The sequence below is a fragment of the Pseudomonas sp. IPO3778 genome, from assembly GCF_013386825.1.
GTDB lineage: Bacteria > Pseudomonadota > Gammaproteobacteria > Pseudomonadales > Pseudomonadaceae > Aquipseudomonas.
In genome coordinates, this window is the sequence record NZ_JACARC010000024.1 from 32,916 (window position 1) to 44,787 (window position 11,872).

The 11,872-nt window shown below is 64.7% G+C and carries 7 protein-coding genes; all 7 read right to left on the bottom strand.

Features of this window, described 5'->3' with window-relative positions:
- Positions 1-61: 61 nt before the first annotated feature.
- The 7 genes from HX855_RS10950 to lexA all read right to left on the bottom strand — a co-directional run bounded on the left by HX855_RS10950 (position 62) and on the right by lexA (position 11,767).
- Positions 62-1,279, bottom strand: coding sequence for an EAL domain-containing protein (locus HX855_RS10950; protein WP_177090584.1), 1,218 nt, complete (start codon positions 1,277-1,279; stop codon positions 62-64).
- A 193-nt stretch (positions 1,280-1,472) separates the two neighbouring features.
- A complete protein-coding gene (locus HX855_RS10955) occupies positions 1,473-4,001 on the bottom strand; it encodes an excinuclease ABC subunit UvrA (protein WP_177090586.1) in 2,529 nt (842 codons plus the stop codon).
- A 224-nt stretch (positions 4,002-4,225) separates the two neighbouring features.
- On the bottom strand, positions 4,226-5,935 hold the full coding sequence (locus HX855_RS10960; RefSeq protein WP_177090588.1) for an ATP-binding protein: 1,710 nt from the start codon (positions 5,933-5,935) through the stop codon (positions 4,226-4,228).
- Between the two features lie 115 nt (positions 5,936-6,050).
- Positions 6,051-9,140: an error-prone DNA polymerase gene (locus HX855_RS10965; protein WP_375140077.1), complete on the bottom strand. Its 3,090-nt coding sequence runs from the start codon at positions 9,138-9,140 to the stop codon at positions 6,051-6,053.
- Positions 9,116-10,531 carry a DNA polymerase Y family protein gene (locus HX855_RS10970; protein WP_177090592.1) on the bottom strand — a complete coding sequence of 472 codons (1,416 nt, stop codon included), beginning with the start codon at positions 10,529-10,531 and terminating at the stop codon, positions 9,116-9,118. Before HX855_RS10970 ends, HX855_RS10965 begins: the two co-directional genes overlap by 25 nt.
- Before the next feature lie 7 nt (positions 10,532-10,538).
- A complete protein-coding gene (gene imuA, locus HX855_RS10975; RefSeq protein ID WP_177090594.1) occupies positions 10,539-11,150 on the bottom strand; it encodes a translesion DNA synthesis-associated protein ImuA in 612 nt (203 codons plus the stop codon).
- A complete protein-coding gene (gene lexA, locus HX855_RS10980; protein ID WP_177090596.1) occupies positions 11,150-11,767 on the bottom strand; it encodes a transcriptional repressor LexA in 618 nt (205 codons plus the stop codon). The genes imuA and lexA overlap by 1 nt, the downstream gene beginning before the upstream one ends.
- Between the last annotated feature and the right edge of the window lie 105 nt (positions 11,768-11,872).

Here is an 11,872-nt window from a genome sequence, read left to right on the forward strand (position 1 = left end):
GCGGTGACCGATCAACTCAGCACTCAAAGTACACGGGCTTCGTCAAAGTGTAGGGAAATTCTTAAACATCGGAGCGATTATCTTTGATCGCCAATCGGTTGGCCCTATGTTCTTCCAGCCAGGGCAGCAGGCGGTACGCTGCCATCGGTCGCGCCAAATAAAAGCCTTGGCCAAATTCACAGCCCATCGCAACGACTGCGTCGCGAATTTTCTGGCTGCTGACGCCCTCAATGACCAAGCTCATACCCAGTGAACCAGCCAACGCCAGCGTGCTGGCAATCATCGCTTTGCTGCCGGGGTCATCCACATGGCGGACGATCTCCCCATCAAGCTTGAGCTGGTTGAACGGTAAGTGGCAGAGCAATTTCAACGAGGAGAAGGTCTTGCCGAAATCATCAATGGCCAACTTGCAACCGATCATTCGCAGGCGTAACAGGTTTTCCCGAATCCGTGGCGAACTGTCCAGCAGGCCATTTTCAGCGAACTCGAACAGCAAGGTGGAGCCACCAAAGCCATACCGCTCGATAGCCGCGCGGATATGCCCGACCAGCTCGCTGCCAAATAATTGCGAGGCGTGCAGGTTGAAAGCCAACTCCAATTCCACGTTCTTGCGACGAAGCACTCCCAGTACGCTCAGTCCTTGCTCCAACAGTTGTAAGAACATTTGGTCAATCAAGTCGTACGCCAGTACCGCTGCGAGAAACTCGGCGGGCAGTAAGACGCCCCTGCCCGGATGCTCCCAACGCACCAACGCCTCGACGCCGGCCACCTCGCCAGTGTGCATCCGGAACTTGGGCTGGAACCAGGCACGAAACTCTCCAAGAGCAAGCCCCTGGCGAATCTCCTCCTCAGTGGGCAGCAGTTTCAGGGGCGGCGCTGACGCAGCTGAAGACCGGCGATAGGCATAGCGCAAAAGCATTTTACGCAACACCCACACTTGCAACGGCGACCGTATGACACCTAACAGTTGCAGACCGGAAAGCGTGCTCATCTGCTCCAGCGCCCGACGCAACTCCGGCCTCAGCTCACCACACAGCACCACCGCCTGCACCAGGCCGACCCGACCGGCAATACGTAGAAACTCCAGGCAGTCGATACCGCGGTCGGCGAGGTCGCAGAGCACGATGTCGACCCCGCCCGCTTCCTGCATGCACGCCATGGCCTGCTCGGTGTCACCGGCCTGAATGACATCGGGCACGCCCAATTTGTCGAACACTTTGATCAGAACACTGCGCTGAAATCGCTGGGTTTCCAAAACCAATACGCGAGGGTAGGCCATGCTTGTCAATCACTTTGCAAACGCGAAGACGCTGATATTGGCCGAGCGCAGTCTGATTGAACGCGGGAACCATCCCTCATACACGTAGGAAATTTCCCACACCCTTTTCGACCCAGAAAAACACGTCCGGCTTTTTCAAAAAAAACCGGCCAAAAGCAGACAGTCAACATCCATTACCACATCCCCCGAGCGCTTACACCAACTCCCGCCCCAAAAACGGCGCAGTCCGGCTCGCCTTGCTCTTCGCCACCTTCTGCGGCGTGCCACTCACCACCACCTTCCCGCCTCTATCCCCGGCCCCCGGCCCGATATCAATCACCCAATCACTCTGGGCCACCACGCGCATTTCATGCTCCACCACGATCACCGTATGCCCCGCCTCCACCAGGTGATTGAGCTGGCTCAACAACCGGTCCACATCCCGCGGATGCAGCCCGGTGGTCGGTTCATCCAGTACATACAACGTGGCGCCCCGGGCATTGCGTTGCAGTTCGGTCGCCAGCTTGATCCGCTGCGCTTCTCCGCCCGACAACTCGGTGGCCGGCTGGCCAAGGCGCAAATAGCCCAAGCCAATATCCCGCAGCACTTGGAGTGAGCGCAGCACACCCGGTTGCTCGGCAAACACCTCAACCGCCTGTTCAACGGTCAGCCCCAGCACTTGGACGATGGTCAGCCCTTGCCACTTGATCGCCAACGTCTCCGGGTTGTAACGCGCGCCGTGGCACGTCGGGCATGGCGCATACACGCTGGGCATGAACAGCAATTCCACACTGACAAACCCCTCGCCTTCGCAGTTCGGGCAGCGCCCTTTGGCGACGTTAAAGGAGAATTGCCCGGCGTCGTAATGGCGCTTTTTTGCCGCGGGTGTGGCGGCGAACAGTTTGCGTACGTTGTCGAACAGGCCGGTGTAGGTCGCCAGGTTGGAGCGCGGTGTGCGGCCGATGGGTTTCTGGTCCACTTGCACCAAACGGCGGATGTGTTCCAGGCCACCGCTGATGCGCCCGCCGCTGGTTTGCGGGGCGTCGTCTTCCAGGCTGGGCTCCTCTTCGCTTTCCACCACGCGGCCCAGGCCTGCGCCTACCAGTTCCAGCAGCGCCTGGCTGACGAGGCTGGATTTGCCCGAGCCGGAGATGCCGGTGACGGCGGTGAAGCAACCCAGGGGAAAGTCCACGCTCAGGTCGTTGAGGTTGTTGCGCGTCACGCCTTCCAGGCTGAGCCAGCCGCTGGGTGGGCGCGGGGGCTGGCTGTCCGGGCGCTTTTCGGCGAACAGGTATTCGCGGGTTTGTGAGGCTTCGATCTGCGCCAGGCCGGCGGGTGGGCCGCTGTACAGGACCTGGCCGCCGTGCTCGCCGGCAGCCGGGCCCACGTCGATCAGCCAGTCGGCGCGGCGCATGGTTTCCAGGTCGTGTTCCACCACGAACAGGGAGTTGCCGGCGGCCTTCAAGCGGTCGAGGGCGGCGAACAGAGCTTCGCCGTCAGCGGGGTGCAGGCCGGCGGAGGGTTCGTCGAGTACATAGATCACGCCGAACAGTTGGGAGCCCAGCTGGGTGGCCAGGCGCAGGCGTTGCAGTTCGCCGGAGGACAGGGTCGGTGTGCTGCGTTCCAGGGCCAGGTAGCCCAGGCCAAGGTCGGTCAGGGTGCTGACCCGCTCCAGCAGGTCCTGGGCGATGCGTTGGGCGGCCAGGCGTTTTTCCACGGAGAGTTTTTTGTCGCCCTGCCCTTCGGCCACCGGGCGCAGCCGTTCGGCGAGTTGCAGCAGGGACATTTGCGACAGTTCGCCAATGTCCACGCCGGCAAATTTCACCGACAGCGCGGCTTTGTTCAGGCGTTTGCCTTCGCACAACGGGCATGGGCTGCCTTGCATGAACTGCGACACGCGCTTTTTCATCAGGGCGCTTTGGGAGTGGGTGAAGGTGTGCAGGATGTAGCGCCGGGCGCCGGTGAAGGTGCCTTGGTAGCTGGGTTCCAGTTTGCGTTTCAGGGCGTCGCGGGTTTGCGCAGGGGTGAAACCCGCATATACCGGCGCAGTGGGCGTTTCTTCGGTGAAGAGGATCCAGTCGCGCTGTTTTTTCGGCAGGTCGCGCCAGGGGATGTCGACGTCGTAGCCCAGGGTGACGAGGATGTCGCGCTGGTTCTGGCCTTGCCATGCCAGCGGCCAGGACGCCACGGCGCGCTGGCGGATGGTGAGGGACGGATCGGGCACCATCAGGGCTTCGGTCACTTCATACACCCGGCCCAGGCCGTGGCATTGCGGGCAGGCGCCTTGGGGCAGGTTGGGGGAAAAGTCTTCGGCGTAGAGCATCGGTTGCCCGGCCGGGTAGCTGCCGGCGCGGGAGTAGAGCATGCGGATCAGGCTGGACAAGGTGGTGACGCTGCCCACCGAGGAACGGGTGCTGGGAGTGCCGCGCTGTTGTTGCAGGGCCACGGCCGGGGGCAGGCCTTCGATGGAGTCGACGTCGGGGACGCCCACCTGGTCGATCAGGCGGCGGGCGTAGGGCGCGACGGATTCGAAATAGCGGCGCTGGGCTTCGGCGTACACGGTGGAGAATGCCAGCGAGGATTTGCCGGAGCCCGACACGCCGGTGAACACCACCAGCGCGTCGCGGGGGATGTCGACGTCGACGTTGCGCAGGTTGTGCTCCCGGGCGCCCCGCACCCGCACGAAGCCTGGGCGTTGGGTGGAGAGTGAGGTGTCGGGGGGCAGGTTGCGCTGGGAAGTCATGGGTAGCCTTATCTGGGGGTTGGCTGTGGGGGTGGGCCGGCAAGTCAAGCGAACGCCATGCTCAAGGCAACAAATTTCAAATGTGGGAGCTGTCGAGCTTTAGCGAGGCTGCGATGGCGGTGTGTCAGCCAGCATCAATGCTTGCAGTAATGGCGCCATCGCAGCCTCGCTAAAGCTCGACAGCTCCCACAGTGGATTGGCTTTGCTGGCGGGATCGCCATTTCTCACGGGATCCTGGAGGTCAGCACCGAGCGCACCCGCTGCGCCAACTCATCCGGGCCGTAGGGTTTGCTCAGCAGGTGAATGTCCTGGCTCAGCAGGTGGTTGCTGGAAAGAATGTCGCGGGTGTGCCCGGAGGTAAACAGCACCGCTATCGCCGGCACTTGCTCCCGCGCCCATTCGGCCAGGTCGGTGCTTTTGACCCGTCCCGGCATCACCACGTCGGTGAAGATCAGGTCCGGTTGCAGGCCGGCACGCAGCATCCCCATGGCCCGGTCACCGTCTTCGGCGACCCGTACGGTGTAGCCGGATTGTTCGAGTAATTCCACTGCGGCGGTGCGTACGCCTTCGTTGTCCTCGACCACCAGGATGGTCTCTTGGCCGCCAGTGTGCGGGGTGAGGTCGACGGGGGCTTCGTGGTTTTCCGGTGCTTCGAGGCTGCGAGGGAAGTACATCTGCACCACGGTGCCGCTGCCCTCCTCACTATCCACCTCCACATGCCCGCCACTTTGCCGCACGAAGCCGAACACCATGCTCAGCCCCAACCCGGTGCCGTGGCCATCCGGCTTGGTGGTGAAAAACGGTTCGAAGGCCCGCGCCATGATGGTCGGCGACATGCCGGCGCCGCTGTCGGTGACGGCCAGGCGTACGTACTCGCCGGGGCTGATGCTTTTGCCAATGCACGCCGGGGGATTGAGGATGATGTTTTCGCCGGTGATCCGAATCACGCCCTCGCCTTTCATGGCGTCCCGGGCGTTGATCGCCAGGTTGAGCAAGGCGTTTTCCAGCTGGTTGCGGTCGACGTTAATGCACCACGGGTCTTGAGGCAGTTGCACATCAATGTGGATGGTTTCCCCCAGCGCCCGCTGCAGCAATTCACCCAGGCCTTCATAGATGCGCAGCGGGTTGTACACCGCCGGCGAGAGTGGCTGGCGACGGGCGAAGGCCAGCAGTTGCGAGGTCAGTTTGGCCCCGCGTTCCACGGCGGCGATGGCGGCACTGACCCGGCGCTGCACCTGGGGGTTGTGCGGTTCATGCCGGGCCAGCAGGTGCAGGTTGCCGGCGACCACTTGCAGCAGGTTGTTGAAGTCGTGGGCCACGCCGCCGGTCAGGCCGCCGATGGCTTCGAGTTTTTGCGACTGGCGCAGCTGTTCTTCGGCGGTGGAACGGGCCTGCACTTCGGCCGCGACGCGCTGTTCCAGGTTGTGGGTGAGTTCCTGGCGCAGGCGCTCGGAGATCATATGTTCGGTGGTCTCCACCACAATCGCCAAGACCCCGGCCGGCCGCTGGTCGTCACCGGCCACGGGGCTGTAATACAGGTCCATCCAGACTTCTTCCGGGCGGCCGTCGCGCAGCAATTCCAGGGGCAAATTACGGTAGGACAAGGTGCCGCCGGCCAGGCAGGTATCGACCACATGGCGGTTGAAATCGGCGACTTCCGGCCAGCCCAGTTCCACCGGCGCCCCCAGCAGATAAGGGTGGCGGCCACCGGCAAACACCGAATAGCTGTCGTTGTAGATCATGTAGCCCGCCGGCCCCCACAGCATCACCATGGGCATGGGCGAGGCGAGCATCATCTGCACGGCACTGACCAGGCTGCCGGGCCAGTGGTCCAGCGGGCCGAGGTCGGTCGCGGACCAGTCGAACGCACGAATCCGCTGGGCCATTTCCCCAGCCCAGCCTTCACAACCGTGGGTATTCGATAAAAACTGCATCGGTCGGCTCTGCAAAAAAAATGAACGGTGGGCGGCAATGAAAACTTTGAGCCTGGCAGCAGCGGTTGGTTTCATTACATAGTGCTGATGCGCAGATGAACGGGCAAGGGCCGGTTCAGCGAAAATCCCGGCTGCGCACACTGATGCCCGACAGCAGCGGGGTCAGGTCGGTCAGGCGCCCGGCGATCAGGTGCCGAACCTCCCCCACCGCCTCCCAGCGCCCGTCCACTTTAAGCAACCGCGAGCCCACCAGGGCCTGGCGTTGACGCTCGGCCAGGTCGCGCCACACCACCACGTTGATATTGCCGAACTCATCTTCCAGGGTGACGAAAGTGACGCCACTGGCCGTGCCCGGGCGTTGTCGACCGGTGACCAAACCGGCGACGCTCACATTGCGTCCATGCTCCACCTGCAGCAACTCGTTGGAACTGCGGCAACGCCGCGCCCGCAGTTCATCGCGCAACAGCGCCAACGGATGCGGCCCCAGGGTGGTGCCGACGCTGGCGTAGTCGGCGTACAAATCCTCGCCCACCGTCGGTTGCGGCAGCTCCACCACCGCCTCTTCGGGGCTGGCCACCCCGGCAAACAGGCCCAGTTGTTTCTGCACCCCGGCCACTTCCCAGCGCGCCCGATGCCGATGCCCGGCCAGGCCACGCAAGGCGCCGGCATCCGCCAGCAGTTCCTGGGCGCGGGTGTCCAGGCGGGCGCGTTCGCCCACGTCGGCAATGTCGAAAAATGCCCGGGCCTGGCGCGCGGTTTCGATGCGCCGCCCATCCTCTTCGCGAAACCCGGAGATCATCCGCAAGCCCATGCGAATGGCCGGTTGCTGGCCGTCGATGGGTTCAAGGCTGCAGTCCCAGTCACTGGCCTGCACGTCCACCGGGCGGATCTGCAAATGATGGCGCCGGGCGTCTTGCAGGATCTGGTCGGGGCTGTAGAAACCCATGGGCCAGCTGTTGATCAGGGCGCAGGCAAAGGCCGCCGGTTCGTGGCATTTGAGCCAGCAACTGGCGTAGGTCAACAAGGCGAAACTGGCGGCGTGGGACTCAGGGAAACCGTAGCTGCCGAAGCCCTTGATCTGCTCGAAAATCTGCGCGGCGAAGGCTTCGGTGTAGCCGTTTTTCAGCATGCCGGTGCGCAGGCGCTGCTGGTGGGGTTCGAGGCCGCCGTGGCGCTTCCAGGCGGCCATGGAACGGCGCAACTGGTCGGCTTCGCCGGGGCTGTAGTCGGCGGCGACCATGGCGATCTGCATGACCTGTTCCTGGAACAGCGGGATGCCCAGGGTGCGCTTGAGCACGCTTTCCAGTTCCGGCGATGGGTAGGTTTCGGGTTCTTCCTTGTTCCGCCGCCGCAGGTACGGGTGCACCATGCCGCCCTGGATCGGGCCCGGTCGCACGATAGCGACCTCGATCACCAGGTCGTAGAATTTTTCCGGTCGCAAACGCGGCAACATCGACATCTGCGCCCGCGATTCAATCTGGAACACGCCGATGGTGTCGGCCTTGCTGATCATCGCGTAGGTCGCCGCGTCTTCCTTGGGCACCGAGGCCAGGCTCAGGTCTTGATTGCGATGGCGGCGCAACAGGTCGAAGCAGCGGCGAATCGCGCTGAGCATGCCCAGCGCAAGAATATCCACCTTGAGCAGGCCCACCGCGTCGAGGTCGTCCTTGTCCCACTGGATGATGGTGCGCTCGGCCATGGCGGCATTTTCCACCGGCACCAGGGTGTCCAGCGGCTGTTCGGAAATCACGAAACCGCCGGGGTGCTGGGACAGGTGCCGGGGGAAGCCGATCAGTTGCTGAGTGAGTGTGAGCACCCGGCGCAGCACCGGGCTGTCGGGGTCGAAACCGCCTTCGCGCAGGCGTTCCAGGGGCGGCGCTTCATCGCTCCAGCGCCCGCAGCAGTCGGCCAGGGCATTGACCTGATCCGGCGGCAACCCGAGGGCCTTGGCCACGTCGCGCACCGCGCCGGCGCCGTGGTAGCTGCTGACCACCGCCGTCAACGCGGCGCGGGTGCGGCCGTAGCGTTGGAACACGTATTGCAGCACCTCTTCCCGGCGTTCGTGTTCGAAATCCACGTCGATGTCCGGCGGCTCGTTGCGCTCCCGGGACAGGAAGCGCTCGAACAGCATGTTCATCAGGCTCGGGTCGATCTCGGTGATGCCCAGGGCAAAACACACCGCCGAGTTGGCCGCCGAGCCGCGGCCCTGGCACAGGATCGAACGGCTGCGGGCGAAGCGCACAATGTCGTGCACAGTGAGGAAGTAGCTTTCGTAGCCCAGCTCGCTGATCAGCTCCAGCTCATCGTGGATCTGCCCCAGGGTCTTGGCGTTGACGCCTTCGGGCCAGCGCTGGGCGATGCCCTCTTCGGTCAAGGTGCGCAACCAGCTTTCCGGGGTTTGCCCTTCGGGCACCAGTTCTCGCGGGTATTGATAGCGCAACTGGCCCAGGTCAAAGGTGCAACGCCGGGCGATGTTCAGGGACTCTTCCAGCAGGTGCGCCGGGTACAGCGCGGCCAGGGCGTCGAGGCTGCGCAAGTGCCGTTCGCCATTGGGGTGCAGGCGCGTGCCGGCCTCGGCCACCGGGACGTGGTGACGGATCGCGGTCATGGTGTCTTGCAACGCACGGCGGCCACGCACGTGCATATGCACATCGCCGCAGGCCACCGCCGGCAGGTGCAGGCTGGCGGCCAGGTTCAGGCGTTGCTCCAGGTGGCGGGCATCGTTCTGGCCGCAATGCAGTTCCACCGCCAGCCACAGGCGGTCGGTGAAGGTGCTGCGCAGCCATTGGATATGGGCCTGGGTGTCGCTGTCTTCGGCCCGCCATAACGCCAGCAGGCCTTGCACGGAAGTGAAGTCTTCCTGCAACAGCCGATAGTGACCTTTTTCCGCACGACGGCGGGCGATGGTGATCAATCGGCACAGGTGCTGGTAGCCCTCCAGGTTCTCCACCAGCAGCACCAGCGTCGGGCCGTTTTCGAGGCGCATCTCGCTGCCGATAATCAGCGGCAACTCGACGGCCTTGGCCGCCTGCCAGGCGCGGACGATGCCCGACAAGGTGCATTCATCGGTGATCGCCAGGGCCTCGTAGCCTTGCTGTTTGGCCCGCTCAAACAGTTCCCGGGCGCTGGAGGCGCCACGCTGGAAACTGAAGTTGGACAGGCAATGCAGCTCCGCGTACTTCATGCATACCAGCCTTGCAGCCACAGCGCGCCGCTTTCGCCCACAGTGCGATAAGCCCAGCCCTGCTGGCCGGCGCGGGTGCGCACCAGGTAGTAATCGCGGCGCACATCGGCGCCATCCCACCAGCCGGACTCGATGCGTTCCGGGCCCATTAGAATCTGTAGGCCCTGCTCGGCCAGTGGCGTCGGTTCAGGCAGCAACCAGCCGGGGCGCTGCACAGTGTTTGAGGCCGCGCACGGGCGAAGGTCGGCACCGGGTTGCCAGGCGCATTCGGGGCGGTGGTCGGCGTGAAAACGCAGGCCTTGCACCGCCTCGTCCCCCAGCCGCGCCCGCAGGCGTTCGCGCAGTTGCTCCCACAGCAGGGTTTGTTGCGGGCGTTCGTCGAACAGGTCCTGGCGCTGGGGCACAAACACCGGCAGGTCCTGGGCCACCAGGCGAAAACCACGCACCGGCGAGGTGACTTGCACCTGCTCCAGGCGACCACGGGCCAGTTCGAACAGCATCGCCGCGTCGCGTTCGGCGCTGAGCAGGCCGACTTTGATCACGCTGTCGGGCTCGGCCGCGTGTTCCAGGTGCAGGTCAAAACGCTGCACGCCACTGTCGCGGCCACACAGAAACGCCGACAGGTCGCCGGTCAAACGGCGCAAGGGAAACAGCAACGCCTGGTGGGACAACACATCAAAATTCAGCTCGATGCGCACATCGAACCGGTCCGGCGGCTGATAGAACGCCAGGGCCAGGGGCCGTTGCCCGCACAGGGCATCCAGGTGCTTGAGCAGCGCAGCATCAAAGCGCCGGGCCAGGGTATGCCGGGGCAACGCCTGCACCTGGGCCAGGGTGCGCAGGCCCATGCGTGACAACGCGGTGGCGGCGTGCGGGTCGAGGCCGGCGCGGTCGATGGGGATCGGCGCCAGGGCGTGTTGCAGGTAGTGCTCATCGGCCACGGCCAGGCCGTCGTACACATTTGCCAGGATCCGCGCCGCCGCCGGGTTCGGCGCGGCGACGATGCGGTGACGAAACCCAAGCTCGGTCAGTTCCTTGCGCAAGCGCGCCTCAAGCAGCGGCCACGGCCCGAACAGGCCCAGGCTCGATTCGATCTCGAACAGCAACGCCCGTGGGTAAAACACGCTGACCTGGGAACTGAAACGGTAGGCCCAGGCGGCGAGGAATTGCTGCCAGTATTCGATCTGCGCCGGGTCGTATTCGGCGCAGGCGAACGCCTTGGTCAAGGCATGGGCTGCGGTCAGGGATTGGCCGGGACGCAGCCCGAGTTTTCGCGCGGCGTCATTAACGGTTTGCAGCACCCGGCGCTGCGGCGTACCGGCCAGCAGGGCCAACGGCTGATCCGGTTCGGGGCGCGAACGCAGCACCCCGTCCAGCGCCAATTGCGGGAAGACAATACACACCCAGCGCATGCCAACCTCAGTGCCCAAGCGCAATGGGCGCGGGGTGGGCCAGGCCGCCCCGGCACTTGAGCACCCGCACCTGCGCCGGGCTGGCCTCCACCACCAGGCGCAAGGCCGCCGGTGACGGGTTGATGGCCTCGTTCAAGGAGCGCCAGGCGAAGGCCAGGGTCTGGCCGGTTTCCGCCGCCACCTGCAAGCGGCGCAAGGCGCGGTCATCGGCCTTGCGCGGCCAGCACAGCACCGCGCCACAACTGCCGGAGCGCAGGCATTGCTCCACCGCCCACAGGGCGTCGCGCTCATCGGCCTGGATCACCGACAACTGGCGCACATCCACCCCGGCGTTTTGCCAGGCGTGGGGGTACGGCGTGTAAGGCGGCGCCACCAGCACAATGCGCTCGCCGGCCGCCGACAAGCGCGCCAGGGTGGGCCACACCAGTTGCAACTCGCCCACGCCCTCCTTCGCCATCAGGATTTCGCTTAACGCCGCTTCGGGCCAGCCACCGCTGGGCAGCACTGCATCCAGGGCCGCGAGCCCGGTGGGATGGAGGCTGGCCGGCGGCGCGGCGGGCCGGCCCTTCCAGACGCGGCCGCCATTGAACAGCGAGTCCAGTGCAACGACGGCGCCCATCAGCCTTGCCTCACCAGGCCGCAGAACACCCCTTCGATGGCCAGGTCCTGGTCGGGACGCACCACGATGGGTTGATAGGCGGGGTTGCGCGGCAAAAGGCGTACGCGCTCGCCGACGTGTTCGAAACGCTTGATGGTGACTTCGCCGTCCAGGCGCGCCACCACAATCTGCCCGTTCAAAGCCTCGGCGCTGCGGCGTACGCCCACCAGGTCGCCATCGAGGATGCCGTCTTCGATCATCGAATCGCCCTGCACCCGCAGCAGGTAGTCTGGGGTTTTCGCGAACGTGGCCGGGTCGAGCAACAGGCGGTTATGGACTTCAGCGTCGGCGCCGATGGGCAGGCCGGCGGCGACCCGGCCGAGCACCGGGATGTCCAGCCACTCCGGCCGGGGCGGTTGATTGAGCAGGCGAATGCCCCGGGCCTGGTTGGGGTTGACCTCGATAAAGCCGCCCTCGGTCAGGGCCAGCACATGCTTGCGGGCCACGCTGCGGGAGGCAAAGCCGAAGGCCTCGGCGATCTCGGCGAGGCTGGGGGACTGGCCTTGCTGCGCGATACGGTCGCGGATGAAGGTCAGGATGGCGGTGCGGCGGGGAGTCAGAGTTGTCATGGAGTACATTTGTACTCCTGTGGGAAATTTCTGACAAGGGCCGCTAGTCGGGGGTCGGTGGTCGGGGTGAATATCCGTTGCTGCGGTAACGGCCGCTTAGGGTTCCGCCCTTAC

Bases quoted from the DNA above. Each gene is read 5' to 3' on its own strand.
- HX855_RS10950 (WP_177090584.1), bottom strand. From the start codon at position 1,279: ATGGCCTACCCTCGCGTATTGGTTTTGGAAACCCAGCGATTTCAGCGC.
- lexA (WP_177090596.1), bottom strand. From the start codon at position 11,767: ATGTACTCCATGACAACTCTGACTCCCCGCCGCACCGCCATCCTGACC.
- HX855_RS10955 (WP_177090586.1), bottom strand. From the start codon at position 4,001: ATGACTTCCCAGCGCAACCTGCCCCCCGACACCTCACTCTCCACCCAA.
- HX855_RS10960 (WP_177090588.1), bottom strand. From the start codon at position 5,935: ATGCAGTTTTTATCGAATACCCACGGTTGTGAAGGCTGGGCTGGGGAA.
- imuA (WP_177090594.1), bottom strand. From the start codon at position 11,150: ATGGGCGCCGTCGTTGCACTGGACTCGCTGTTCAATGGCGGCCGCGTC.
- HX855_RS10970 (WP_177090592.1), bottom strand. From the start codon at position 10,531: ATGCGCTGGGTGTGTATTGTCTTCCCGCAATTGGCGCTGGACGGGGTG.